The organism is Stenotrophomonas sp. STK17_22 (assembly GCF_051983905.1).
GTDB lineage: Bacteria > Pseudomonadota > Gammaproteobacteria > Xanthomonadales > Xanthomonadaceae > Stenotrophomonas > Stenotrophomonas maltophilia_A.
This window is the reverse complement of the sequence record NZ_CP197010.1, coordinates 816,700-840,639: the sequence shown is the minus strand read 5'-3', so window position 1 is coordinate 840,639 and position 23,940 is coordinate 816,700. Positions and strand designations below refer to the sequence as shown.

Below are 23,940 nucleotides of genomic sequence, written 5' to 3'. Positions count from 1 at the left end.
CCACAACGCAGAAAGCCCGTCACTGGAACGGGCTTTCAAGAAGAGCCGCCGGGCATGGCCCGGCGCTACCGGTTCAACGCGGGCGATCAGCCCAGCTTGACCAGCCAGTTGTGGCGGTCCGGCAGGCGGCCGTACTGGATGTCGGTCAATTCCTTGCGCAGCGACATGGTCACTTCGCCGGCCGGTGCGTTGATGTCGCCCACCGAGAAGCCTTCGCCCTTCAGCTGGCCGATCGGGGTGACCACCGCCGCGGTGCCGCAGGCGAACACTTCGGTGATCTCGCCGGAGGCAACGCCGTCCTTCCACTCGTCGATGCTGACCTTGCGCTCTTCGACCTTCATGCCGCGGTCGCGGGCCAGCTGCAGGATGCTCTCGCGGGTGATGCCTTCGAGGATGCTGCCCGACAGCTGCGGGGTAACCAGCGTGCCGTCCTTGTAGACCAGGAACACGTTCATGCCACCCAGTTCTTCCAGGTACTTGCCCTCGACCGGGTCGAGGAACAGCACCTGCGAGCAGCCCTGTGCCTGTGCCTTCTGCTGCGGCAGCAGCGAGGCGGCGTAGTTGCCACCGCACTTGGCGGCACCGGTGCCACCCTTGGCCGCACGTGCGTACTCGGTCGACAGCCAGATCGACACCGGGGCGACGCCCTTGGCGAAGTACGGGCCGGCCGGGCTGGCGATCACGTAGTAGCCGGCCTTGTGCGCGCCGCGCACGCCGAGGAAAGCTTCGTCGCCGATCATGAACGGACGGAAGTACAGGCTCGACTCATCGGCCGACGGCACCCAGGCGCTGTCGACGGCGATCAGCTGCTTCAGCGATTCGACGAAGATCTCCACCGGCAGTTCCGGCAGCGCCAGGCGCTGCGCCGAACGCTGCAGGCGACGGCCGTTGGCATCCGGGCGGAAGGTCCAGATCGAACCGTCGGCATGGCGGTAGGCCTTGATGCCCTCGAAGATTTCCTGGCCGTAGTGCAGCACGGCCGCGGCCGGGTCCAGCTGCAGCGGGCCATAGGCGCGCACGTTGGCGTTGTGCCAGCCGGTGTCCTTGTCCCAGCGCACTTCCACCATGTGGTCGGTGAAGTGCAGGCCGAAACCCGGCTTCTCCAGGATCTGGGCGCGCTCTTCAGCGCTGCGCGGGTGGTCCGAACGGGTGACGGCGAAGCTGGGAATGGACTGGGACACCGGAGATTTCCTGTTCTGGTTGCGGGTAATGCCCGGCCCGCGCCACTGCGGGCCGTGGGTCAAAGCATGCCGGTCTCGAGCCGGGCCGCCTCGGACATCATGTGCTGGTTCCACGGCGGGTCGAACACCAGGTCGACGTCGGCCTCGGCCACCGTCGGAATCATTTCGAGCTTGCTGCGCACGTCGTCGACCAGGATCTCGCCCATGCCGCAGCCCGGTGCGGTCAGGGTCATCTTCACGTCGATCTCGCGCTTGCCTTCGTCCAGGTGCTTGATCTCGACCTCGTAGACCAGGCCCAGTTCGACGATGTTCACCGGAATTTCCGGATCAAAGCAGGTGCGCAGCTGCTGCCACACCAGCTGTTCCACCTGTTCATCGGTGGCGTCAGCCGGCAGCTCGAGCGGTGCCGGTGCCTCCTTGCCGATGGCGTCGCCGTCCTTGCCGGCGATGCGGAACAGGTTGCCCTCGACGAACACCGAATAACTGCCGCCCAGCGCCTGGGTGATGTACCCATAGCTGCCGGCGGGCAGGGTCACGGTGTCGCCCTGCGGGACCATCACGGCCTCGCAATCGCGTTCGAAGTGGACAGGTTCGCTGCTACGGGAATACATGGGGACCGATATGGGGCCGTGGCCAAGGCCACGCAAGACGGCATTCTAGCCCAGCCGCCCTGCCGCCGCCGGTGCACTGCGGCAAACCACAGTATCCTGTGGGTGATCTTCAGGGAGCTTCGATGTCCTCCAATGCCGCGCGTGCCAGGACCGTGACCTGGCTCTGGCCCATCATGCTGTTGCTGGGTCTGCTTGTTGCTCCCCTTGCCTGGATGGTGCTGGCGCTGATGACCGGCCGGCAGGTCGGCTGGATGGCGGTACTGACCGCCCTGGAACTGGTGTTCATGCTGCGCATGGGTACGCTCGGCCCGGGCCGGCTGCGCATCGTGCTGGTCGTGGTGGGCACCCTGCTGGTGGCGGCCGTGGCCAACTGGACCATCGCCAGCGCCTGGATGGGCGGCTCGATCGGGCTGGACCTGTGGGACGCCACGATGCGGATGGGCCCGCACCTGGCCTGGACCCTGATCACCCTGGCCAATGGCGCGGTGGAGTGGCTGTGGCTGGCCCTGGGCCTGGCCGTGGGCGCCTGGCTGGCGCGCTGACCCACCGGCAGGTAGTGCCGGCCACTGGCCGGCAAATGCGTGCGGACCAAGGTCCGCACCTACCGGGCGCAGCCGCCATGCGTGGATGGGGGTAGTGCCGGCCGCTGGCCGGCAGAACCGTGCGGACCATGGTCCGCACCTACCAGATGCAACCACCACGCAGGGATTCGGTAGTGCCGGCCGTTGGCCGGCAGAAACGTGCGGACCAAGGTCCGCACCTACCGGGCACAGCCGCCATGCGTGGATGGGGGTAGTGCCGGCCGCTGGCCGGCAAATGCGTGCGGGCCAAGGTCCGCACCTACCCGATGCAGCCGCCGCTCAATGCCCGCCGTCGAGCGCCTTCAGTTCGCTCACCAGCGAGGCCGCCGCTTCCGCACCATCGCCATACAGCATGCGGGTGTTGTCGGCGTAGAACAGCGCATTCTCGATGCCCGCGAAGCCCGTGCCCTTGCCGCGCTTGATCACCACCACGTTGCGCGCATTGACCACGTCCAGCACAGGCATGCCGTAGATCGGGCTGGCCGGATCGGTTCGTGCGACCGGATTGACCACGTCGTTGGCGCCGATCACCAGCACCACATCGGTGTTGGCAAATTCCGGGTTGATGTCGTCCATGTCCGCGATCAGGTCGTAGGGCACACCCGCCTCGGCCAGCAGCACGTTCATGTGCCCCGGCATGCGCCCCGCCACCGGGTGGATCGCGAACTTCACCTTCACCCCGCGCTGGCCCAGCCGCTGCGCCAGCTCCCAGATCTTGTGCTGCGCCTGCGCCACGGCCATGCCGTAGCCAGGCACGATCACCACGCGCTCGGCGAAGGCCATCATCGCGGCGACGTCAGCCGCTTCGATCGGCTTCTGCGAGCCGCTGATCGCCTGCGCTTCGCCACCAGCACCACCGCCGAAGTTGGAGAACAGCACGTTGCGGATCGGCCGGTTCATCGCCTTGGCCATCAGCCGGGTCAGCAGGATGCCCGCCGCGCCGACCATCATGCCGGCGATGATCAATGCTTCGTTGCCCAGCACGTAACCTTCGAACGACACCGCCAGGCCGGTGAACGCGTTGTACAGCGAGATCACCACCGGCATGTCGGCGCCACCGATCGGCAGCGTCATCAGCACGCCCAGCGCCAGCGCAAGTACGAAGAAGGCAACGATCGCCCAGGTGCTGAGCGTGCTGGCGGCGATGATCGCCAGTACCACCACCGCCAGCGCCACCAGCAGGTTCATCACCTGCTGGCCCGGCCAGGTCACGCGCTTGTCCAGGCGTCCATCCAGCTTGGCCCAGGCGATCACCGAGCCGGACAGCGACACCGCGCCGATCGCTGCGCCGACCACCGCCAGCAGCAGCACCGTGCCCGACGGCTGGCGCGCGGCGAGGTCGGCCAGCGCCTGCGCGCTCCAGTGGCTGGTATCGCGGTTGGCAAGAAAGGCGTAGCGCAGCAGCTCCACCGCGCCGATCGCCGCCGCCGATCCACCGCCCATGCCGTTGTACAGCGCCACCATCTGCGGCATGTCGGTGATGGCAACCTTGCCGGCCGACCACCAGGCCAGGCCCGCGCCGAGCAGCAGCGCCACCAGGATCAGCGGCACGTTGTGCAGTTCGGGAAGGAAGAAGGTCGCCGCCGTGGCCAGCAGCATGCCCAGCCCGGCCCAGCGGATGCCGCTGCGCGCGGTCAGTGGCGAGGCCATGCGCTGCAGGCCCAGCAGGAACAGCGTGGCGGCGACGAGGTAGCTGGCCTTGACCAGCCAATCGAGCAGTTCGACGGTGCTGATGTTCAAGCCTGCGGCTCCTTCGGCTCGTCCTTGCCGCCCTTGGGCGCGCTCGGCTTGAACATTTCCAGCATGCGCGCGGTGACCACGTAGCCACCGGCGGCGTTGCCGGCACCAAGCACCACGGCGAGGAAGCCCAGAGCTTTCTCCAGCGGTGTCTGCGCGTGCCCCAGCACCACCATTGCACCGATCAGCACGATGCCGTGGATGAAGTTGGAGCCCGACATCAGCGGGGTATGCAGGATCACCGGCACCCGCGAAATGATCACGTGGCCGGCGATGGCTGCCAGCATGAAGATGTACAGCGCTACGAACCCGTCACTCACCGGCAACGCTCCTGCTCTGTCTTCGTCGTCCCATCATAACCATGGGCTGAACCCGGTGCGCGCCCGGCGTCAACCGAAGCCGCGCTCACGCGTTGTCGATGGTGACCCCGAGCGAGGAACCGTACCCTGTGCTGGTGAGCAGCCCCGTCCCCCCGAGCGCCGAGACCGATGCCCTGCCGGCGTCGCTGGAGGCGTTCCTGGCCAGTGTTGGCCCGCGCGCGTTCCGCTTCGCCGAGGCCGGCCTGCGCCAGCGCGAAGACGCCATGGACGCGGTGCAGGACGCGCTGCTGCGCATGCTGGACTACGCCGACAAGCCGGCTGCCGAATGGGCCCCGCTGTTCTGGAGCATCCTGCGCCGGCGCGTGATCGACGTGCAGCGCCGGCGCCGCTTCCGACTGCCGTTCTGGCGCGACAACCAGGACGCCGACGGCGGCGAGATCGACTGGGCCGACCCCGGCCCGGACCCGGCACAGGCGCACGAACAGCGCCAGCAGTACCAACAGCTGGTGGACGCGTTGCGCCGCCTGCCCGCCCGCCAGCGCGAGGCCTTCACCCTGCGCGTGCTGCAGGACCTGGACGGGGCCACCACCGCCCGCGCCATGGGCTGCAGCGAAGGCGCGGTAAAAACCCATCTGGCACGCGCCCGCCAGGCGCTGCAGGATTATCTGGAGACCCACCCGTGAACCGCTCCCTGCCTTCCGATGACACCCTGCGCAGCCTGCACGCGCAGTCGCTGCACGCGCTGTCGCCGGCAACGCTGGCCCGGCTGCGCCAGGCTCGCCACGGCGCCACGGCCGCCCATCGCGGGCGCTGGCGCTGGTGGCTGGCCAGTGCCTGTTCACTGGTGGTGGCACTGGGTATCGGCCTGCAGTTCACCGGCCACGGCACCCTGACGGGCCCTGCGCCGGCACCTGTGCTTGCCTCGGCGGAAGACAACAGCGCGCTCTACGACGAAAATCCCGATCTGTACCTGTGGCTGGGCGATACCGACCTGGCGATGGAGTGAATCATGTCCCGACTGCACACCCTGCCCCTGCTGATGACCCTGTTGCTGCTGCCGGCCTTCCCGGCCCTGGCGCAGAGCGCCGCGCCCGCCCCTGCCGCACGCCCTGCGCCGGCCGCACCGCTGCCGGCGTGGGAACACCTCAGCGAAGCGCAGCGCGAATCCCTGCTGGCGCCGCTGCGCGACCGCTGGAACAGCGCCGATGCCGGCCAGCGCCAGCGCATGCTTTCGCATGGCCAGCGCTGGCAATCGATGAGCCCGGAGGAGCGCGACAAGGCCCGCCGTGGCCTGCGCCGCTTCGAGCACATGAACCCGGAACAGCGTGAGCAGGCCCGGGCCCTGTTCGGTCAGATGCGGAACATGCCGCCGGAACAGCGCGACGCCCTGCGCGAGCGCTGGTCGCAGATGACGCCGGAACAACGCAAGGACTGGGTGCGCGACAACCCGCCGCCGGCGAAGCCGCGGTAACGCCGGCATCCGCAGGGTGGGTGCGGACCCTGGTCCGCACGCTGGGCCGTTCCTCCACGCATGGCGTGGATCTACCGGGAAGGCAACCGGCGCTACCGGCTCACGCCTGCCAGCGTGTCTTCGCCAGCAACTCGTCGTCCCAGTCGAAACTGAGCTCCCCTTCGCGCACGAACAAGGCGACGAAGTTGAGCAGGTTGCGCGCGTACATCTCGCTGGCCTGGGTCGCGCCGCGGCTGGCCAGGCCAAGCGGGCCATCGATGGTCACGCCCTGATGTTCGATGCACTGCCCCGGCTGGGTCAGTGCGCAGTTGCCGCCGCTCTCTGCCGCCAGATCGACAATGACGCTGCCGGTGGCCATGCCTTCCACCATCGCGGCAGTCACGATCGTCGGCGCCGGTCGCCCCGGTACCGCTGCCGTGCAGATCACCACATCCACGCTGCGCAGGTGGTCGGCCAGCCGGCGCTGCTGCTCGGCGCGTTCCTCATCGGTCAACGCACGCGCATAGCCGCCTTCACCGGCTGCACTCACACCAAGATCAAGGAAGCGCGCGCCCAGCGACTGGATCTGCTCGCGGGTTTCCGGGCGCACGTCGAAACCTTCCACCTGTGCACCGAGACGACGCGCGGTGGCGATGGCCTGCAGACCGGCCACACCGGCACCGATCACCAGCACCTTGGCCGGGCGCACGGTACCGGCGGCGGTGGTCAGCATCGGGAAGAAACGCGGCGCACGCTCGGCCGCGATCAGTGCCGCCTTGTAACCGGCCATGCCGGCCTGCGAGCTGAGTACATCCATCGCCTGCGCGCGGGTGGTGCGCGGCAGCTGCTGCAGTGGGAACAGGTGCAGGCGGTCGCCAGCGGCCAATGCCGCAAGCGCCGGATCGCTGGCCGGGGTCAGCAGGCCGACCACGCTGGCAGTGGGCTTGAGCTGCTCCAGCACCGCCACCGGCGGTGCCTGCACGCACAGCAGGATATCGATCTCGGCCCAGCGACCTACATCGAACACACGTGCACCGGCGTCGTCATAGGCAGCATCGGTAAATCCCGCCGCCAGACCGGCGCCGGCCTCATACCAGACAGTGATGCCCAAGGCACCGAGCTTGCGCGCGGTTTCCGGCGTCAACGCCACGCGCCGTTCGCCCGGCGCGGTCTCCTTGATCCCCAGCAACGCCACGGCCATGCAGGTCCCCGCTGATCGGTGAGTTTTCCCGATCCTAGCAGGCGGCCACGGCTCAGTGCAGTGTTGCGCTGCCCGGGTCCAGCCGATCGATCACACCCTGCATCGCGCTGTCGAAGGCGCCATCGTCGACGTGGGCGCGCAGGCGGCCCAGCCGCACCATCACTGCCAGTTCTTCCGGCGAGGCCACGCAGAAGCGCACGCCGCGGCGGTTGACGAACAGCAGGCGCGAGGAAATCGGGCTGACCCAGGACAGCTTGCCGGCCTGCACCTTGCCGTCCTTGTCGACGAAGTCCAGCCAGTTGCCGATTTCCATGCGGCGGAAGCGGTCGGCGTCGGCGTTGTCGAAATCGTCGGCGTCGATCTGCCCGCCGAGCTCCACCGCTGGCGACTCAGCCACCGGCGGCGCCGGCAAGGCAACCTGCGGCAGCTCCGGCAGCGCGCGCTGCAGTTCCGGTCGCGATTCCGCAATGCCCTGCAGGGTGTCGTGCAGGGCGTCGATGGCACCGGTGGCGGCATCGCCGTGCACGCCGACGCTGGCAAATACCTTGGCCAGCACCGGCTGCCAGGCCTGCAGCCACGGCTTGCCGACGATCTGGCGGCGGGCCTCGGCCACTTCCTCCAGCAGGCCGTCAGCCAGGCTCAGTGCCTCGGCCACCGACGCGCCCTCCTCGCCCTCGCGCAGCAGCGCCAGGGTCAGGTGGTGCTGCCATGGCTGGCGCAGGAACTCAGCGATGGCCGGCGGCAGGGTGGCATCGCCGATGCGGCGATCCAGTTCGGCACCCGCCCGGCTGCGGGCCATTTCCAGCTTCTCCTGGCCGCGCTGCGTTTCGGCGGCGCGGCGCTCGGCGATCTCCACGCGGCGGCGATGCTGCACCAGGAACTCGCGGAATTCTTCTTCCAGGGTCAGGAAGATCGCCAGGTTCTCGTTGAACTCGGCCACCAGGCGCTCGATGATTTCCTCGACCTTGGCCATCAGCATGCGCTCGGCCTGGCTTTCGCCGGTATTGCCCTCGCAGGCTTCGGCCAGCGAGTTGAGCAGCTTGCGGGCCGGGTGGGTCTTCTGCACGAACATGCGGCGGTCGAGCATCGCCACCTTGACGAAGGGCACCACCAGGCGGCCGATCAGCTCGCGCGAGCGACCTTCCAGTTCGCGTTCGTCCAGCATCACGTCGAACAGCATGCCGACCAGATCGATCGCATCTTCGTCCTGCGGGTCCAGCCGGGTCTGGCCAGGATCGACGCCGAGACGGGTGGCGCTGGACAGCACTTCACTCTTCAGCCGCTGCGCCAGTGATTCGCCGTCCTCGCCGATGGCCGCACGCAGGGTGGCGCTGGGCGTGGCCTGCAGCAGCGACAGCACCGACATCATCTCGCGCTGGCTCAACGGGCGGTGCTGGCCGACCGCGACCTGCGCTGCCGAGGTGGCGTCCTCGCGAACGTGACGGGTCTGCTGCAGCAGCTCATGCAGGGCCTCCAGCAGCATTCCCTGCTGGCCGGCATACGCCTCGCCGTTGCCGGCATCCTCGCTCCCGAGGTGCTGCTGCATGTGGCCACGGCGCTCGGACCAGCGCGCAGCGAAGCGCTGTGCCCAGGCCGGCGCGGCCTGTTCATCATCGCTGAATTCGGATTCGAAGCCCGCCGCGTGGCGCGGCTCGACCAGATCGTCCGACCCGGGCGCCATGCGCGGGTCGGGCGCGGCAGACATTGGACGCCGCGGCGCCCCCATCTGCGACATCACGCCAGCGGCGGCCAGCTGCTCGTCCAGCTTCTCGTAGATGCGGCCCACCGGCGCGCGCAGGTCACGCTCGCACAGCTTGATCAGCACCAGGTGCACTTCCGGCGCCAGTTCGCAGCCGGCAAAGGCCTCATGGATGGCCACGCCCAGATGTTCGGGGCTGACCGGGTTGTGATCGGCATCCAGCTCGGCGCCGCCGATCAGGCGGCCGAGGCGGCGGTCCAGCCGCGCCAGCACCGGCTTGAAGTCACGCAGCAGCACGGTGGCGAAATTGCGCACCGCCAGCCGCGATTCCAGTACATGTTCAGCCAGCAGGCTCAGGCCATCCTCGGCCGGCCCGGACAGGGTGGCTTCGGCCGACAACGGCTCGCCACTGGCCAGTGCATCCCAGGCCCGCTGCAGGTGGCCGGCGAAGGCGGCGGCGATGTCCTCACGGCGACGGCGCAGCTCGCGCATCGCATCCAGGAACAGCAGCTGCGACGAGCCAGCATTGCCGGCGCGGTCGAACAGTGCATCGTCGAAACGCGCCAGTGCGGCCCCGAACGCCTGGCACAGCGCCGGCAGGACCATGTCCCGGGCACGCTGAAGCTGGACCGGGTCACGGCCCGGCGATCCCATCGGTGTGGGCGCGCTCATCATTCGGGAAGGCTCCCCACCTTCTCTGGTACGACAGACAGCATGGACATCGCGACGGCCGGCACACCCCATGTGCCGGTACGTCGATGGTAGGCCGGCCAGCCCGTCACGGACAGTGAAACAGTCCTCACTTCAAACCTCATGACCGGCGGCCCGGCAAGATAGATATCGTAAGCCGTGCGAGGCCCACGAGGCGAGAGGAAGCGGTCGTCCCTTTCCCGCCAGTGGCATGATGTTCATCACAGTTTGATATTCAGGGGCGGGACGCGACACAGACGGCGTCATTGACCACCCCGACTATAATCAAACACCCGTGATGACCGGTTCAGACTCCATGCCCGACCCCGCTGCCCTGCTTGCCCTGGATGCCCGCCGCTCGGTGCCCTCGCGGCAACTGGGCGAGCCCGGACCGGATCCAGCCACCCTGCAGCGCATGCTGGCCTCGGCCGTGCGCGTGCCCGACCACGGCAAGCGCGTACCGTTCCGCTTCCTGAAGATCGCCGGCGATGCACGTCACACTCTGGGCGACTTCCTGGCCGAGCGCAGCCGCCAGCGCGACCCGCATGCGGGCGAGGCGGTATTCGAGAAGGACCGCCAGCGTTTCAGCCATGCGCCGCTGGTGATCGTGGTGGTGGCCAGCCCGCGGCCGGACCCGAAGGTGCCCGAGCAGGAACAGCTGATGACCGCCGGCTGCGTCTGCTTCGCCCTGCTGCAGGCCGCGCAGGCGCTGGGCTTCGGCGCGCAGTGGCTGACCGCCTGGATGGCCTTCGATCCGGCGGTACAGGCCCACTTGGGCCTGGTCGAAGGCGAACGCATCGCCGGCTTCATCCACATCGGTACACCCAAGGCTGATGTACCTGAGCGCGAGCGCCCCGATCCGGCGGCCCTGCTGCGCGACTGGACGCCGCCGGCATGAGCCTGCCGGCTCCGCCGCCGTCGCTGTATCTGGTCGACGCCAGCATCTACGTGTTCCGCGCCTGGCACTCGCTGCCGGACCAGTTCCAGGACGCGCAGGGCTGGCCGACCAACGCCGTGCACGGCTTCGCCCGCTTCCTGCTGGACCTGCTGGAGCGCGAGCGCCCCCGGCACATCGCCATCGCCTTCGACGAAGCGCTCGACAGCGGCTTCCGCCATCGCCTGTACCCGGCCTACAAGGCCAACCGCGACCCGGCACCGGAGGCGCTCAAGCGCCAGTTCGTACACTGCAAGGCGCTGTGCGCGGCATTGGGCCTTGCGGTGCTGGCCCACCACGAATTCGAAGCCGATGACCTGATCGGCAGCGCCCTGCACGTGCACCGTGGCAGCCACCGCGGGGTGATCATCTCCGCCGACAAGGACCTGTCGCAGCTGCTGCTGGATCACGACGAGCAGTGGGACTACGCACGCAACCAGCGTTGGGACGTAGCCGGAGTGAAGGCGCGGCACGGCGTGCACGCGCACCAGATCGCCGATTACCTGGCACTGTGCGGCGATGCGGTGGACAACATTCCCGGTGTCAGTGGTGTCGGCAGCAAGTCCGCCGCCGTGCTGCTGGCCCACTTCGGCAGCATGGATGCGCTGTACGAACGCCTGGACGAAGTGCCGTTCCTGCGCCTGCGCGGCGCGGCACAGATGGCGGTGCGCCTGCGCGAACAGCGCGAGCACGCCCAGCTCTGGCGCCAGCTGACCACCATCGCGCTGGACGCGCCGCTGGAAGGCAGCCAACCCGGTCTGCTGCGCCAGGCGGCCGACCCGGAGCTGCTCGGTGGCCTGTGCCAGACCCTGCGCTTCGGCCCGATGACCCGCCGCCGGCTGTTCGATGCCGCCGGTGTGGCCGACCCCGTTCCCACTCCATCCTTTTCCAATTCCAGCGAGCCCGCATGAGCCAGCGCAACACCGAAGCCCCGCGTGTCGTCTATGAAGGCAAGTACCAGCGCATGCTGGTGCGCGGCACCTGGGAATACAGCGAACGTACCCACGCCGGTGGCCTGGCCGCGATCATCATCGCCGTCACCCCTGAGGACAAGGTGCTGTTCGTCGAGCAGTTCCGCGTGCCGCTGCAGGCACCCACCATCGAGATGCCGGCCGGCCTGGTCGGCGACATCCACGCCGGCGAATCGATTGAAGTCTCGGCCGTGCGCGAACTGGAAGAAGAAACCGGCTGGACCGCCGATCACGCCGAAGTGCTGATGATCGGCCCGACGTCGTCCGGCGCCAGCAGCGAGAAGATCGCCTTCGTCCGCGCTACCGGCCTGCGCCGGATCGGCGAAGGTGGCGGTGATGACAGCGAGGACATCACCGTGCACGAGATTCCACGCAGTGAGGCCGCGGCCTGGCTGGTGCAGAAGATGGGCGAAGGCTACGAGCTGGACGCCAAGCTCTGGGCCGGCCTGTGGATGATCGAGCACCACCTGGACGGGCGCCCGCGTGGCTGACGCCGACCTGCATGCGCTGCCGGCGCTGCTCGGCGCCGATGATCCGGCAATCTACGCGATTCACCGGCCGCAGGGCGCTTCGCCGTACCTGCTGCTGGCCGACCATGCCGGCCAACAGGTGCCGGGTGCCCTCGCCGGCCTGGGCTTGCCACAGGTCGAACTGGACCGCCACATCGGCTGGGACATCGGCATTGCCGGCACCACCCGCGCGCTGGCCGAACGGCTGGATGCCTGGGCGATCGAACAGACCTATTCGCGGCTGCTGATCGACTGCAACCGCCCACTGGCCTCGCCCACGCTGATTCCGGAAGTGAGCGACCACACCGTGGTCCCGGGCAATGCCGGTCTGTCAGTGGCACAGCGGCAACAGCGCATCGATGCGATCCACGCGCCGTACCACGCACGCATCGACGCCGAACTGGACGCACGCCGCGATGCCGGTCGCCCCACCCTGCTGGTGATGATGCACAGCTTCACCCCGGCGATGAACGGCGCGCAGCGGCCGTGGCATGCCGGCGTGCTGTACCACCAGGACACGCGCTTTGCGCATGCACTGCTGCAGGCACTGCGCGACGAAGGCGACCTGGTGGTGGGCGACAACGAACCGTATTCGGTCAGCAGTACCAGCGACTACGCGGTGCCGGTGCATGGCGAAGGCCGCGGGCTGGTGCACGTGGAACTGGAGATCCGCCAGGACCTGATCGCCGATGCCGCCGGGCAGCTGGCATGGGCGCAGCGGCTGGCGCGGATCTTCAGCGCGCTGCAACCGCAGTTGCTGGCCGCCGGGTGATTTACCCAGGCTTGGTAGTGCCGGCCGCTGGCCGGCAACTGCAATGATCCAACGAACCTGAGGTTGCCGGCCAGCGGCCGGCACTACCGCAATACGGGCGCATCCATCCACGGGAACGGCTTGACCCCGTGCACCTGCACGGTCGCACCGGTGGCGTCGAAGTCATCCTTGGGAGCGGCTGGCGCGGATCTTCAGCGCGTTGCAACCGCAGTTGCTGGCCGCCGGGTGATTTACCCAGGCTTGGTAGTGCCGGCCGCTGGCCGGCAACTGCAATGATCCAACGAACCTGAGGTTGCCGGCCAGCGGCCGGCACTACCGCAATACGGGCGCATCCATCCACGGGAACGGCTTGACCCCGTGCACCTGCACGGTCGCACCGATCGCTTCGAGATCATCCTTGATCGCCTGCGCGCGGCGACGATCCAGCGCCTCACCCAGCACCAGCGGCAACGCACGGCAGCGCGCCAACGCCTCGCCCACCGGCATCTCCAGCAGGCGCGCCACGCGCTGCGCTGCGGCTTTGATCTGCCCCTCCGAGCACGCCTTCAGCGTCAGATCGAAGGAAGCGAAGATGCCTGCGCCCAGCCCTGCCTCGCGCGCCTCCGCTTGTTCCTCAGCACCCGCTTCGCCCAGGGCCTCGTCGATACCTTCGACCTGCTGGAATGCGTCGTACTCGGTGTAGTACGCCAGCGCCTGCGCGTAGTCCTGCAGCGACGACAGCGGGCGTTGCCGCTTCTGCACATCCAGCACGTCGGCAAACATGGCCGGTTCCAGATACGGGAACAGCCCCATCGCTGCCGAAGCGGCCGATCGCTCGCCGTCGTCATCCAGCGCTTCATCACTGGATGACGGCAACCACAACCGCGCAGCCAGCAGGTCCTCGTCGCTGGCCATCACCCAGCCGAAGGCGTTCCACACCTCATCGTCATCGTTGCAGGCAGCGAAGGCATGCAGGGTCTGTTGCAGATCCAGCAGTTCGATCATGCGTCGGTGCTCAGGCAGGCAGTCGCTGCCGAGTCTACCGGCGCCGGGCGCAGGCCCAGCGCGATCACCACGCCGAGCGCGGCGAACAGCGCGGCGCCGTACTGTGCATTGACCATGCCCTGCAACGCATCAGGGCTGGTTGCCGCCTGCGTGCCGCGCGCAGCGTTGGCGACCATCACCAGTACCGCCAATCCCAAGGCGCCGCCGATCTGCTGGGCGGTGGCCGCCATGCCGGACGCGACGCCTTGCTGCGGACCCGGCACGCCCTGCCCGGCCACGATCCACATCGCCGTCCAGCTCATGCCCTGGCCGATGCTGAGCACCACGATGCCCGGCAACAGCGGCCAGTAGCTGGCGCCATGCGGCATCGCCAACGCAACCGCGGCGATGCCGACGGCACCTGCGGCGAAGCCCCAGGCCAGCACCTGCCGTGGCGAACGGCGCCGCAGCATGCGTTCGGCAATCCGGATGCCGAAGGTGCACACCAATGTCGGCAGCAGGAAGGCCATACCGGCCTGCAGCGGGCTCCAGCCATAGCCATCCTGGAAGTAAAGCGCCAGGAAGTAGTACTGCACGCCATAGCTGCTCATGAAAGCGAAGGTCAGACCCAGCGCGGCGCGGAGGCCGGGCAGGCGCAACAGCGAAAACTGCATCAGCGGGTCACGGCTGCGCTTTTCGATCTGTACGAACACCGTCAACAATACGGCTGAAAGCAGCAGGCAGATGAGCGTAGCCGGCGCCGTCCAGCCCCACTCCGGCCCTTGCACCAGGGTGGTGACCAGCAGGCTGCCGCCAGCGGTGACAGTGAGACAACCGGCCAGATCGAAGGAACGGCCCTGCACGCGTGGACCATCGGCCGGCAGCCATGTACCGGCCGCGACCGCGCACGCCGTGGCCAGCGGCACGATCACCGCGAGCACCGCCGGCCAGCCGAACGCCTGGGTCAGCACGCCACCGAGCAGCGTGCCCAGCGCCAGGCCGACCGCGCTGGCCATGCTCCAGATCGCCAGCGCACGATTGCGTACCGGGCCTTCGGCGTACAGCGTGTTGATCAGCGCCAGCGTGGCCGGGAACAGCAGCGCCGCCCCGACGCCTTGTGCGGCGCGCGCGATGATCAACAGCGTGGCGTTCGGCGCCAGCGCACCGAGCAGCGAGGCCAGCGCGAACAGCAGCATGCCCAGCCGGTAGAAGCGGCGGCGGCCGATCAGGTCGGCGGCGCGCCCGCCGAGCAGCAGGCTGCCGCCGAAGGCCACGGTGTAGGCACTGACCACCCATTGCAGCTGCTGCGCGTTGATCTGCAGCGCGCGGCCCATGTCATGCAGGGCAACGAAGATGATGGTGGCATCCAGGGCGATGATCAGCTGGGCGGTGGCCAGCAGGGTCAGCGCCCAGCGCGGGTATTTGAGGGGAGGCATCGGCGGTCTGGCGCGGTGGGGGAGCGCAGTCTCATTGATGCGAGCCAATCAATAAACCCCTCCCCGACCATATCTGTCATGATTTTCGGCATGAATGGAGCCTCGATGGACCTCAATGCGGTGCGCATGCTGGTGCAGGTGGCCGAAGCCCGCAGTTTCACCGTGGCCGCCGGCCAGCTCGGCCTGAGCCAATCCGGCCTGTCGCGCGCGATCGGGCGGCTGGAAGTGTCGCTGGGGGTGAAGCTGCTGCAGCGGAACACCCGCAACGTGGCGCTGACCCCGGATGGCCGCCAGTTCGTGGAACAGGTGGCACCACTGCTGGCCGGCCTGGACGATGCCGAACGGCAACTGGCCGACCGCCCGTGCACGCCCTCGGGCACGTTGAAGATCAGTGCGCCGTCGATGTTCGGGCGCAAGGTGCTGGTGCCGATGCTGGCGCCGTTGCTGCAACAGCATCCGCAGCTGCAGGTGGAAGCGGTGCTCAGCGACCGTCTGGTCGATCTGGTCGAGGAAGGCTTCGATGCCGCGCTGCGCACCGGCGTCATCGCCGACCAGCGCATCGTCGCGCGGCCATTGCGGCCGCTGCGCTGGGTGACGGTGGCCAGCCCCGCCTATCTGGCCCGCTGTGGCGCACCGGACGATGTGGCCGCGCTGCAGGACCATGCCTGCCTGGCGGTGCGCAACCTGCGCAGTGGCCGGCTGGTGGACTGGCAGTTCCTGCAGGACGGGCAACTGCGCGAGTTCACGCCGCCGACGCGGATGGTGTTCGACAGCGGCGATCCGCTGGTGGAAGCGGCCATCGCCGGTATCGGCATCGTGCAGGTGATGGATTTCGCCGTGGCCGATGCGTTGGCCGATGGCCGCCTGCAGCGCGTGCTGCAGCCGTTTGAAGGCCGCAGCCGTGCACTGTCACTGATCTATCCGCCCTCGCGGCAATGCTCGCCGAAGCTGCAGGTACTGGCCGACGCGTTGCTGGCTGGGGAGTGGTAGCGCCGGCCGCTGGCCGGCGCCTCCAGGAATCCAACCGTCTCAGGTTTGCCGGCCAGCGGCCGGCACTACCGCAGCCAGGCGTGGCCTGGCTCTACTGATCAGTGCACCGAACCCGGTCTGGAGCAGAGCCCCCTTGTTGTTCAAGGGGGCGCGCCGACAGGCGCGGGGATAAGGTGGAATGCGTGGATAGTTTTGCCTCAAGCAAAACTGTCGGTGGCGCGCACCAGCGCGTCCACGTTCTCGGCTTCGAACGCCGAGTGACCCGACGCCGGCGTGATTTCCAGCTTCGCCTTCGGCCACACCTTGGTCAGGTCCCAGGCGTTGGCCAGCGGGCAGACCACGTCGTAGCGGCCGTGCACGATCACGCCGGGAATGTCAGCGATGCGGTGTGCGTCGCGCAGCAGCTGGTCTTCCACTTCGAAGAAGCCGCCGTTGACGAAGTAGTGGTTCTCGATGCGGGCAAAGGCCAGCGCGAAGTGCGGGTCTTCGTGGCTGTTGATGAAGTCATCATCGACGTGCAGGAAGCTGGTCGCGCCTTCCCACACCGCCCACGCCTTGGCCGCTTCCAGGCGGGTGGTTTCGTCGTCGCTGGTCAGGCGGCGGTGGAAGGCCGAGATCAGGTCATGACGCTCCACCGAAGGAATCGGCTTGAGGTAATGCTCCCACGCATCCGGGAACAGGCGGTTGGCGCCTTCCTGGTAGAACCATTCCAGCTCCCAGCGACGCAGCATGAAGATGCCGCGCAGGACCAGTTCGGTCACGCGCTGCGGGTGGGTCTCGGCATAGGCCAGCGCCAGGGTCGACCCCCAGCTGCCGCCGAACACCTGCCAGCGATCCACCTTCAGGTGCTCGCGCAGCTTCTCGATATCGGCGACGAGGTCCCAGGTGGTGTTGTCCACCAGGTCCGCGTGCGGGGTGGAACGGCCGGCACCGCGCTGGTCGAACAGGATGATGCGGTACTTGGACGGGTCGTGGAACTGGCGCATCTTGTCGCTGCAGCCGCCGCCCGGGCCACCGTGCAGCATCACCACCGGCTTGCCGTCCGGGTTGCCGCACTGTTCGAAGTACAGCGTGTGGCGGTCGTCGACCTTCAGGGTGCCGACGTCGTAGGGGGTGATGGCGGGGTACAGCGTACGCATGCTTGCAGCTCCAGGGTGATGCCCTGCCGGGGCAGGAGAACCTCCATTCTAGGCCGGACGCCGGCCCAGGGTGATGCGGTCGCGCTGCTCCAGATCCTGCACGGTCTGCACTTCCGCAAAACCCGCCGCGTCGAATAGCGCGCGGATCGCCACGCCCTGGTCCCAACCGTGCTCGATCAGCAGCCAACCGCCGGGCAGCAGGTGGGCCTGGCCACCGTCGACGATGCGGCGGATGTCATCCAGCCCGTCCACGCCGGAGGCCAGCGCGGTGGCCGGTTCGAAGCGCAGGTCGCCCTGGGCCAGGTGCGGATCGTCGCTGGCGATGTACGGCGGGTTGCTGGCGATCAGGTCGAACCGCGCGCCCTGCAGCGGCGCATACCAGTCCTGCCCGCCCTCGGCGAAGCGGACGTTGCGCAGTTCATGGCGCGCAGCATTGCGCGCGGCCACGGCCAGCGCGCCCGGGCTGGCATCGGTGGCCAGCACCTGCGCTTGGGGCCGTTCGCTGGCCAGCGCCAAGGCGATCGCGCCGGTGCCAGTGCCGAGGTCGGCCAGCTGCAGCGATTGGTCTGGCGGCAGCCGCTCCAGCGCCAGCTCGACCAGCAGCTCGGTTTCCGGACGCGGGATCAGCGTGGCCGGGTCGACCTCCAGGTCCAGCGTCCAGAAACCGCGGCGGCCGGTCAGGTAGGCCACCGGCTCACCGGCCACGCGGCGGGCCAGCAACGCTTCGAAGGCGGCCAGGTCGGCGGCGGCCAGCGGATCGGTGGCATGCGCGAACAGCCAGCTGCGCGGGCGCTCCAGCACATGCAGCAGCAGCAGTTCGGCCTCGTGGCGGGCCTCGACGCCGCCGAGGCGGGCACTGGCCTCGGCCACGATCTGGCGCAGGGAGGGTTCGGTTTGGGAAAACATGCCGCAATTGTAGAGCGGAGCCCATGCTCGGCTGCTTCTGGCGCAGTCGAGCTACACATCCACAGGTCCGCAGTCGAGCATGGCTCGACTCTACAAAAGGCTGCAATCCGTTCAGGTTCTGCCCGAGGGGATAAGGAGGGACTATTGGCCCTATTCAGCCGTTCCGGAAGATTTCCCTTGTCACACAGCCAGTTGCAGGATGGGAGCGGCAAGGTTCAGTGCCTGCTCATGACCAAATGATAGATTCCATCTATCAAATAGATGCAATCAATGGATTGTTCTTATCGCCAGCGAGTCGGTAACCTAGCTCCTGTCGATTCACCCACTCCCCTTCACCAGAGGAAAAACGATGTCCCTGATCAACACCCAGATCCAGCCGTTCGAAGCCAACGCTTACCACAATGGCGAGTTCATCAAGGTTTCCGACGCCAGCCTGAAGGGCCAGTGGTCCGTCCTGATCTTCATGCCGGCCGCCTTCACCTTCAACTGCCCGACCGAGATCGAAGACGCCGCTGACCATTACGCCGAGTTCAAGAAGGCCGGCGCCGAGGTCTATATTGTCACCACCGACACCCACTTCTCGCACAAGGTGTGGCACGAAACCTCGCCGGCCGTCGGCAAGGCCCAGTTCCCGCTGGTCGGCGACCCGACCCACCAGCTGACCAACGCCTTCGGCGTGCACATTCCGGAAGAAGGCCTGGCCCTGCGCGGCACCTTCATCATCAACCCGGAAGGCGTGATCAAGACCCTGGAGATCCACTCCAACGAGATCGCCCGTGACGTCTCCGAAACCCTGCGCAAGCTGAAGGCTGCCCAGTTCACCGCCGCCAACCCGAACCAGGTGTGCCCGGCCAAGTGGAAGGAAGGCGAGAAGACCCTGACCCCGTCGCTGGACCTGGTCGGCAAGATCTAAAGCAGTACCGGCCTGCCGTGGCCCCACGCCACGGCGCGCCTTTCATCCCCGTGCCGGTCCCCCCGCCGGCGTGGGGGTGAACCCAAGACAGCCAACGCTCGCCCGCCTTGGCCAGCCAGCCCCTTCCACGGTCGCTGTCTTGGGTTCACCCCTACCCCCTGCTGGTCCGCTACCTTCTACAGCGGTGCCACGCCCCCTGTTTGCCTGAAGCCAGGAGATGACCCGATGTTGGACGCCAACCTGCAGTCGCAGCTGAAGACCTATCTGGAGCGCGTGACCCGCCCGATCCAGATCACCGCGCACGCCGACGACGGCGCCAAGTCGCAGGAAATGCTGGAACTGCTGCAGACCCTGGACAGCCTGTCGGACAAGATCTCGCTGCAGGTGCTGCGCGATGGCCAGGGCCGTGTGCCGTCCTTCGACCTGGGCACCCCGGGCCAGGATATCCACCTGACCTTCGCCGGCCTGCCGATGGGCCACGAGTTCACCTCGCTGGTGCTGGCGCTGCTGCAGGTCGGCGGCCACCCGTCCAAGGCCACCGCCGAGCTGATCGAGCAGGTGCAGAACCTGGAAGGTGAATACAGGTTCGAAACCTACTTCTCGCTGTCCTGCCAGAACTGCCCGGACGTGGTGCAGGCGCTGAACCTGGCCGCGGTACTCAACCCGCGCATCCAGCACGTGGCCATCGACGGTGCCCTGTTCCAGGACGAAGTCGAGAAGCGCGAGATCATGTCGGTGCCGACCGTGTACCTCAACGGTGAAGTCTTCGACCAGGGTCGCATGACCCTCGAGCAGATCGTCGCCAAGCTGGACACCAATGCCAGCAAGCGCGATGCCGAGAAGATCGCCGCCAAGGACGCCTTCGACGTGCTGGTGGTGGGCGGTGGCCCGGCCGGCGCAGCAGCGGCGATCTACGCCGCGCGCAAGGGCATCCGCACCGGCATCGCCGCCGAGCGTTTCGGTGGCCAGGTGCTGGACACCATGGCGATCGAGAACTTCATCTCGGTGAAGGAGACCGAGGGCCCGAAGCTGGCCACGGCGCTGGAACAGCACGTGCGCGAGTACGAGGTGGACATCATGAACCTGCAGCGCGCCAGTGCGCTGGTGCCGGCCGGTGAAGACGGCCTGGTGCAGGTGCAGCTGGAGAACGGCGCGGTGCTGAAGTCGCGTTCGGTGATCCTGTCCACCGGCGCACGCTGGCGCCAGATGAACGTGCCGGGCGAAGACCAGTACCGCAACAAGGGCGTGGCCTACTGCCCGCACTGCGATGGTCCGCTGTTCAAGGGCAAGCGCGTGGCGGTGATCGGCGGCGGCAACTCCGGCGTGGAAGCGGCCATCGATCTGGCCGGCATCGTGTCGCATGTAACCCTGCTGGAGTTCGATTCCAGCCTGCGCGCCGACGAAGTGCTGCAGAAGAAACTGCGCAGCCTGGCCAACGTCACCGTGCTGACCAGCGCACAGACCACCGAAGTGCTGGGCGACGGCAGCCGTGTCACCGGCCTGGTCTACAAGGACCGTGTCGGCGGCGACGCCCACCGCGTCGAGCTGGAAGGCATCTTCGTGCAGATCGGCCTGCTGCCCAACACCGAGTGGCTGAAGGACACCGTGGCGCTGTCGCCGCGTGGCGAGGTCGTCATCGATGACCGCGGCCAGACCAACCTGCCGGGCGTGTTCGCTGCTGGCGATTGCACGACGGTACCCTACAAGCAGATCATCATCGCCATGGGCGCCGGTTCGACCGCCGCACTGAGCGCGTTCGACCACCTGATCCGCTCGTCGGTGAGCAGCAGCAGTGGTGCTGTTGCTGAAGCTGCCTGATCCATCGTTCCCAGATCACCGGGAACATTGTCTGCCTGTCGGGTAACCATGCCGTCAGCCGGTCCGTTACCCCTGGGGTGTAAGGATGAACCTACGTGATCTGAAGTACCTGGTAGCCCTGGCCGACCACAAGCATTTCGGCCGGGCTGCCGCCTCCTGCTTCGTCAGCCAGCCGACGCTGTCCACGCAGATCCGCAAGCTGGAAGAAGAGCTGGGCCTGCCGCTGGTGGAACGTGCACCGCGCAAGGTGATGCTGACCCCGGCCGGCCAGGAAGCAGCAGCACGGGCACGGGTGATCGTGTCCGAAGTGGAACAGCTGAAGGAAGCGGCACGTCGCAGTCGCGATCCGGAAGCCGGTACGGTGCGCCTGGGGATCTTCCCGACCCTGGGCCCGTACCTGCTGCCGCATGTGATTCCGCGCATCCGCGATCGCTTCCCGGAGCTGGAACTGCTGCTGGTCGAGGAAAAGAGCGATGTGCTGCTGGACCGCCTGCGCGAAGGCAAGCTCGACGCTGCACTGCTGGCCCTGCCGGTGATCGACGACCAGCTGCATGCCGAGTTCCTGTTCGAGGAACCCTTCCTGCTGGCCGTATCCGGGCGCCACCCGCTGGCCCGTCGCGAACACCTGGACGTGCAGGAGCTGGCCACGCAGAAGCTGCTGCTGCTGGAAGATGGCCATTGCCTGCGCGACCAGGCACTGGAAGTCTGCCGCCTGTTCGGTGCCAACGAGAAGTCCGAGTTCCGCGCCACCAGCCTGGAAACCCTGCGGCAGATGGTCGCCGCCGACGTCGGCATCACCCTGCTGCCAAGCCTGTCGGTGCAGCCGCCGGTGCCGCGCTCGAACAACATCCGCCTGCTCGACTTCACCGGCGAAGGACGCCCCAGCCGCCGCATCGCGATGATCTGGCGCCGCAGCTCGGCCATGAACGACTTCCTGATGGAGCTGGCCGATCAGTTCAAGCGCCTGCCGCAGGCGCTGTTCACCCTGGAAGCGGTCAACGCCGCCGGCGACACGACCGCCCTGCCCGGCCCCGCGCTGAACGGCTGAACCCCCGCAGCACCGGCCTGGAATCGGCAGGAGTCGATTCCGGTCGCATTTGTCCCCACAATACAGACAGGCGGCGCCAGCAGGTGCCGCCTTTTGCATGGCTTTCAACCAAGGAGCTTCACCATGAGTACCGCCAGCGGCCTGCCGCCGTCGATCACCGTTTCCACCTTCGACATGGACCGCCTGGACGCCATGCTCGAATCCCCTGCGCTGAGCCAGACGCCTGCCGCGCTCGCGCTTGCTGAAGAACTCAACCGTGCCACCGTGCTGGCACCGGACCAGATTCCCGAAGGCATCGTCATGATGCATTCGCGCGTGGAGTGCGAAGATGAAGTGTCGGGCGAGAAGCACGTCCTGACCCTGGTCTTCCCCCGCGAAGCCAACGTCGATGAAGGCAAGGTTTCCGTGCTGGCCCCGGTCGGCAGTGCCCTGCTCGGCCTTTCGATCGGCCAGAGCATCGACTGGAACGCGCCCGGCGGCCGCAAGCTGCGCCTGCGCGTGACCGCGGTCCACAACGACCGCCCCTGATTACCGCTGCGCACCGCGCGCGATTCGATCCCCCTGCACCAGGAGCCGTAATGAGTACCCCGTCCAAACTGTCCCAGCTGCGCGAACTGTCCGTGGTCGTTGCCGATACCGGTGACTACGAGGCGATCAAGCGCCTGCAGCCGGTGGACTGCACCACCAACCCGACCCTGGTGAAGAAGGCGCTGGACCTGCCGGTCTACGCCGAGCTGATCGAACGCGAACTGGCCTGGGGCCGCCAGCAGAGTGGCGACCGCGAAGCCGTGGTGCACGCCGTGGCCGACCGCCTGACCATCGGCGTCGGCGCGCTGCTGAGCACGCTGGTGCCGGGCCGCGTGTCCACCGAAGTGGATGCCGACCAGGCCCACGACACCGCTGCCACCGTAGCCAAGGCCCGCCAGTTCATCCAGATGTACGCCGATGCCGGCGTGCCGCGCGAGAAGATCCTGATCAAGATCGCCGCGACCTGGGAAGGCGTGGAAGCCGCGCGCATCCTGCAGGCCGAAGGCATCGACTGCAACCTGACCCTGATCTTCAACCCGACCCAGGCGCTGGCCTGCAGCGAAGCCGGCGCGTTCCTGATCTCGCCGTTCGTCGGCCGCATCCTGGACTGGTACGTGGCCAACGGCCAGACCCCGGCCAACATCGATGAAGACCCGGGCGTGAAGTTCGTGCGCGGCGTGTATGCCGAATTCAAGCGCCGCGGTTCGCCGACGGTGGTGATGGGCGCCTCGTTCCGTTCGACCGCGCAGATCGAAGCGCTGGCCGGCTGCGACCGCCTGACGATTTCGCCGGACCTGCTGGAGAAGCTGGACGCCGACCACGGCGAGCTGCCGCGCAAGCTGGTGGCCGGTGCGGCGGATGGCGTGGCGGTGACGCCGATCGATGCGGCGAAGTTCGCATCGGATCTGGCGGCCGATCCGATGGCGACCGAGAAGCTGGCGACCGGTATCGATGCGTTTGCCAAGGATCTGCAGGCGCTGCGCGAGCGCATTCGTTCGGAACTGTGAGGATTTCGGCCAACGGCTGAGCCCCTCGTGGCGGATCGATTTGTAGAGTCGAGCTTGCTCGACTGACTGCTAAAGCAAAAGCCGCGCTGGGTCGGGCGGGTTGGGTTCGCGGGAGACGCCGTGAATCCGTCCCTGGAGGCTTGGCCGCGGCATCCATGCCGCGGACACTCCCGCGAACCCAACCCGCCCGCCCTCTGACAGTTTCCGGTGGCCGCGCGCCACGGATGAAAGAAAGAAGAGCAAAGCGGGTCGCGCGCTTCGCTTGCTCGGAGCGGAGCATGGCTCCGCTCTACAGAAAGCACTGCAGGATCAAACAAAAAGGACGCGGCGAACGCCGCGTCCTTTTTGTTTTCCTTCAGTTCGTCAGTAACCCAATGCTCTTGCCCCCCGTCACCGGGAAACTGTCGAAGGCGGGACGGGTGCAGATGGCGGGACCGTCCACGGCATGGATGCCGTGGCCGAGCCCCCATGGACGGGTTTACGGCGTGTCCCGCCATCTGTACCCGTCCCGCCAAACTCACAACAACCCAGAGCCG

At 67.6% G+C, this 23,940-nt stretch carries 24 protein-coding genes; 14 read left to right on the top strand and 10 right to left on the bottom strand.

Features of this window, described 5'->3' with window-relative positions:
* Window positions 1-86: 86 nt before the first annotated feature.
* A complete protein-coding gene (locus tag ACSYS9_RS03755) occupies window positions 87-1,181 on the bottom strand; it encodes a branched-chain amino acid aminotransferase (protein WP_049463521.1) in 1,095 nt (364 codons plus the stop codon).
* Window positions 1,182-1,240: 59 nt separating this feature from the next.
* Window positions 1,241-1,792 carry a putative Fe-S cluster assembly protein SufT gene (gene sufT / locus ACSYS9_RS03750; protein WP_005415385.1) on the bottom strand — a complete coding sequence of 184 codons (552 nt, stop codon included), beginning with the start codon at window positions 1,790-1,792 and terminating at the stop codon, window positions 1,241-1,243.
* A gap of 122 nt (window positions 1,793-1,914) precedes the next feature.
* On the opposite strand from sufT, the gene ACSYS9_RS03745 reads away from it, so the two are divergent.
* On the top strand, window positions 1,915-2,334 hold the full coding sequence (locus ACSYS9_RS03745; protein ID WP_049463520.1) for a hypothetical protein: 420 nt from the start codon (window positions 1,915-1,917) through the stop codon (window positions 2,332-2,334).
* Between the two features lie 318 nt (window positions 2,335-2,652).
* Here the strand turns inward: ACSYS9_RS03745 and ACSYS9_RS03740 are convergent, their stop codons facing one another.
* The gene (locus tag ACSYS9_RS03740) at window positions 2,653-4,113 is read right to left on the bottom strand and encodes an NAD(P)(+) transhydrogenase (Re/Si-specific) subunit beta (RefSeq protein WP_005412324.1); all 1,461 of its coding nucleotides are present in this window, start codon (window positions 4,111-4,113) and stop codon (window positions 2,653-2,655) included.
* Window positions 4,110-4,430, bottom strand: coding sequence for an NAD(P) transhydrogenase subunit alpha (locus ACSYS9_RS03735; RefSeq protein ID WP_005408173.1), 321 nt, complete (start codon window positions 4,428-4,430; stop codon window positions 4,110-4,112). Before ACSYS9_RS03735 ends, ACSYS9_RS03740 begins: the two co-directional genes overlap by 4 nt.
* A 98-nt stretch (window positions 4,431-4,528) precedes the next feature.
* On the opposite strand from ACSYS9_RS03735, the gene ACSYS9_RS03730 reads away from it, so the two are divergent.
* Genes ACSYS9_RS03730 through ACSYS9_RS03720 form a run of 3 tightly spaced genes read left to right on the top strand, consistent with a single transcriptional unit; the run spans window position 4,529 to window position 5,901 of the window.
* Entirely contained in the window at window positions 4,529-5,113 is a 585-nt protein-coding gene (locus tag ACSYS9_RS03730; protein WP_080356593.1) for an RNA polymerase sigma factor, read from the top strand.
* Window positions 5,110-5,436, top strand: coding sequence for a hypothetical protein (locus ACSYS9_RS03725; RefSeq protein ID WP_032130086.1), 327 nt, complete (start codon window positions 5,110-5,112; stop codon window positions 5,434-5,436). The genes ACSYS9_RS03730 and ACSYS9_RS03725 overlap by 4 nt, the downstream gene beginning before the upstream one ends.
* Window positions 5,437-5,439: 3 nt before the next feature.
* Entirely contained in the window at window positions 5,440-5,901 is a 462-nt protein-coding gene (locus ACSYS9_RS03720) for a DUF3106 domain-containing protein (RefSeq protein ID WP_049463518.1), read from the top strand.
* 100 nt (window positions 5,902-6,001) lie between these two features.
* On the opposite strand, the gene ACSYS9_RS03715 is transcribed toward ACSYS9_RS03720, so the two are convergent.
* Together ACSYS9_RS03715 and ACSYS9_RS03710 are read right to left on the bottom strand one after the other, a co-directional pair.
* Window positions 6,002-7,081 carry an NAD(P) transhydrogenase subunit alpha gene (locus ACSYS9_RS03715; protein WP_032130088.1) on the bottom strand — a complete coding sequence of 360 codons (1,080 nt, stop codon included), beginning with the start codon at window positions 7,079-7,081 and terminating at the stop codon, window positions 6,002-6,004.
* A gap of 52 nt (window positions 7,082-7,133) precedes the next feature.
* Entirely contained in the window at window positions 7,134-9,455 is a 2,322-nt protein-coding gene (locus ACSYS9_RS03710; protein WP_049463516.1) for a DUF1631 domain-containing protein, read from the bottom strand.
* A 331-nt stretch (window positions 9,456-9,786) separates the two neighbouring features.
* On the opposite strand from ACSYS9_RS03710, the gene ACSYS9_RS03705 reads away from it, so the two are divergent.
* From ACSYS9_RS03705 to ACSYS9_RS03690, 4 genes are read left to right on the top strand one after another with little or no spacing between them, the layout of a single operon-like run.
* Window positions 9,787-10,368, top strand: a complete 582-nt coding sequence (locus ACSYS9_RS03705) for a nitroreductase family protein (RefSeq protein ID WP_049399990.1) — start codon at window positions 9,787-9,789, stop codon at window positions 10,366-10,368.
* Window positions 10,365-11,315, top strand: a complete 951-nt coding sequence (locus tag ACSYS9_RS03700; protein WP_049463514.1) for a 5'-3' exonuclease — start codon at window positions 10,365-10,367, stop codon at window positions 11,313-11,315. The genes ACSYS9_RS03705 and ACSYS9_RS03700 overlap by 4 nt, the downstream gene beginning before the upstream one ends.
* Window positions 11,312-11,866, top strand: coding sequence for an NUDIX hydrolase (locus tag ACSYS9_RS03695; protein ID WP_010481791.1), 555 nt, complete (start codon window positions 11,312-11,314; stop codon window positions 11,864-11,866). The genes ACSYS9_RS03700 and ACSYS9_RS03695 overlap by 4 nt, the downstream gene beginning before the upstream one ends.
* Window positions 11,859-12,656, top strand: a complete 798-nt coding sequence (locus ACSYS9_RS03690) for an N-formylglutamate amidohydrolase (protein ID WP_049463512.1) — start codon at window positions 11,859-11,861, stop codon at window positions 12,654-12,656. The genes ACSYS9_RS03695 and ACSYS9_RS03690 overlap by 8 nt, the downstream gene beginning before the upstream one ends.
* Before the next feature lie 312 nt (window positions 12,657-12,968).
* Here the strand turns inward: ACSYS9_RS03690 and ACSYS9_RS03685 are convergent, their stop codons facing one another.
* Together ACSYS9_RS03685 and ACSYS9_RS03680 are read right to left on the bottom strand one after the other, a co-directional pair.
* Complete coding sequence (locus ACSYS9_RS03685) at window positions 12,969-13,640, bottom strand: hypothetical protein (protein WP_071229183.1); 672 nt, start codon at window positions 13,638-13,640, stop codon at window positions 12,969-12,971.
* Entirely contained in the window at window positions 13,637-15,055 is a 1,419-nt protein-coding gene (locus tag ACSYS9_RS03680; RefSeq protein WP_049463643.1) for an MFS transporter, read from the bottom strand. Before ACSYS9_RS03680 ends, ACSYS9_RS03685 begins: the two co-directional genes overlap by 4 nt.
* A 105-nt stretch (window positions 15,056-15,160) precedes the next feature.
* On the opposite strand from ACSYS9_RS03680, the gene ACSYS9_RS03675 reads away from it, so the two are divergent.
* Window positions 15,161-16,045 carry a LysR family transcriptional regulator gene (locus tag ACSYS9_RS03675; RefSeq protein WP_049463645.1) on the top strand — a complete coding sequence of 295 codons (885 nt, stop codon included), beginning with the start codon at window positions 15,161-15,163 and terminating at the stop codon, window positions 16,043-16,045.
* Between the two features lie 197 nt (window positions 16,046-16,242).
* Here the strand turns inward: ACSYS9_RS03675 and pip are convergent, their stop codons facing one another.
* Together pip and prmC are read right to left on the bottom strand one after the other, a co-directional pair.
* The gene (pip, locus tag ACSYS9_RS03670) at window positions 16,243-17,184 is read right to left on the bottom strand and encodes a prolyl aminopeptidase (RefSeq protein WP_014646006.1); all 942 of its coding nucleotides are present in this window, start codon (window positions 17,182-17,184) and stop codon (window positions 16,243-16,245) included.
* 48 nt (window positions 17,185-17,232) lie between these two features.
* Window positions 17,233-18,090 (bottom strand): peptide chain release factor N(5)-glutamine methyltransferase, encoded by an 858-nt coding sequence (gene prmC, locus ACSYS9_RS03665; protein WP_049463646.1) that lies wholly within the window; start codon window positions 18,088-18,090, stop codon window positions 17,233-17,235.
* A gap of 349 nt (window positions 18,091-18,439) precedes the next feature.
* Here prmC and ahpC point away from each other — a divergent pair, with 349 nt between their 5' ends.
* The 5 genes from ahpC (at window position 18,440) to ACSYS9_RS03640 (ending at window position 23,404) form a co-directional block, all read left to right on the top strand.
* Entirely contained in the window at window positions 18,440-19,003 is a 564-nt protein-coding gene (gene ahpC / locus ACSYS9_RS03660; RefSeq protein ID WP_005408159.1) for an alkyl hydroperoxide reductase subunit C, read from the top strand.
* A 225-nt stretch (window positions 19,004-19,228) separates the two neighbouring features.
* Window positions 19,229-20,821, top strand: coding sequence for an alkyl hydroperoxide reductase subunit F (ahpF, locus tag ACSYS9_RS03655; RefSeq protein ID WP_049463647.1), 1,593 nt, complete (start codon window positions 19,229-19,231; stop codon window positions 20,819-20,821).
* A gap of 85 nt (window positions 20,822-20,906) precedes the next feature.
* On the top strand, window positions 20,907-21,869 hold the full coding sequence (locus ACSYS9_RS03650; protein ID WP_032129919.1) for a LysR substrate-binding domain-containing protein: 963 nt from the start codon (window positions 20,907-20,909) through the stop codon (window positions 21,867-21,869).
* A gap of 123 nt (window positions 21,870-21,992) precedes the next feature.
* The gene (gene rnk, locus ACSYS9_RS03645) at window positions 21,993-22,397 is read left to right on the top strand and encodes a nucleoside diphosphate kinase regulator (protein WP_005408156.1); all 405 of its coding nucleotides are present in this window, start codon (window positions 21,993-21,995) and stop codon (window positions 22,395-22,397) included.
* Between the two features lie 50 nt (window positions 22,398-22,447).
* The gene (locus ACSYS9_RS03640) at window positions 22,448-23,404 is read left to right on the top strand and encodes a transaldolase (RefSeq protein ID WP_049463648.1); all 957 of its coding nucleotides are present in this window, start codon (window positions 22,448-22,450) and stop codon (window positions 23,402-23,404) included.
* Window positions 23,405-23,940 lie beyond the last annotated feature (536 nt).

Excerpts from the sequence above, each read along its gene's own strand:
- ACSYS9_RS03710 (WP_049463516.1), bottom strand. The coding sequence starts at position 9,455 with ATGATGAGCGCGCCCACACCGATGGGATCGCCGGGCCGTGACCCGGTC.
- ACSYS9_RS03680 (WP_049463643.1), bottom strand. The coding sequence starts at position 15,055 with ATGCCTCCCCTCAAATACCCGCGCTGGGCGCTGACCCTGCTGGCCACC.
- ACSYS9_RS03675 (WP_049463645.1), top strand. The coding sequence starts at position 15,161 with ATGGACCTCAATGCGGTGCGCATGCTGGTGCAGGTGGCCGAAGCCCGC.
- rnk (WP_005408156.1), top strand. The coding sequence starts at position 21,993 with ATGAGTACCGCCAGCGGCCTGCCGCCGTCGATCACCGTTTCCACCTTC.
- ACSYS9_RS03720 (WP_049463518.1), top strand. The coding sequence starts at position 5,440 with ATGTCCCGACTGCACACCCTGCCCCTGCTGATGACCCTGTTGCTGCTG.
- ACSYS9_RS03640 (WP_049463648.1), top strand. The coding sequence starts at position 22,448 with ATGAGTACCCCGTCCAAACTGTCCCAGCTGCGCGAACTGTCCGTGGTC.
- ACSYS9_RS03745 (WP_049463520.1), top strand. The coding sequence starts at position 1,915 with ATGTCCTCCAATGCCGCGCGTGCCAGGACCGTGACCTGGCTCTGGCCC.
- ahpC (WP_005408159.1), top strand. The coding sequence starts at position 18,440 with ATGTCCCTGATCAACACCCAGATCCAGCCGTTCGAAGCCAACGCTTAC.
- ACSYS9_RS03650 (WP_032129919.1), top strand. The coding sequence starts at position 20,907 with ATGAACCTACGTGATCTGAAGTACCTGGTAGCCCTGGCCGACCACAAG.
- prmC (WP_049463646.1), bottom strand. The coding sequence starts at position 18,090 with ATGTTTTCCCAAACCGAACCCTCCCTGCGCCAGATCGTGGCCGAGGCC.
- pip (WP_014646006.1), bottom strand. The coding sequence starts at position 17,184 with ATGCGTACGCTGTACCCCGCCATCACCCCCTACGACGTCGGCACCCTG.
- ACSYS9_RS03700 (WP_049463514.1), top strand. The coding sequence starts at position 10,365 with ATGAGCCTGCCGGCTCCGCCGCCGTCGCTGTATCTGGTCGACGCCAGC.
- ACSYS9_RS03685 (WP_071229183.1), bottom strand. The coding sequence starts at position 13,640 with ATGATCGAACTGCTGGATCTGCAACAGACCCTGCATGCCTTCGCTGCC.
- ahpF (WP_049463647.1), top strand. The coding sequence starts at position 19,229 with ATGTTGGACGCCAACCTGCAGTCGCAGCTGAAGACCTATCTGGAGCGC.
- ACSYS9_RS03715 (WP_032130088.1), bottom strand. The coding sequence starts at position 7,081 with ATGGCCGTGGCGTTGCTGGGGATCAAGGAGACCGCGCCGGGCGAACGG.
- ACSYS9_RS03705 (WP_049399990.1), top strand. The coding sequence starts at position 9,787 with ATGCCCGACCCCGCTGCCCTGCTTGCCCTGGATGCCCGCCGCTCGGTG.
- ACSYS9_RS03695 (WP_010481791.1), top strand. The coding sequence starts at position 11,312 with ATGAGCCAGCGCAACACCGAAGCCCCGCGTGTCGTCTATGAAGGCAAG.
- ACSYS9_RS03730 (WP_080356593.1), top strand. The coding sequence starts at position 4,529 with ATGGTGACCCCGAGCGAGGAACCGTACCCTGTGCTGGTGAGCAGCCCC.
- sufT (WP_005415385.1), bottom strand. The coding sequence starts at position 1,792 with ATGTATTCCCGTAGCAGCGAACCTGTCCACTTCGAACGCGATTGCGAG.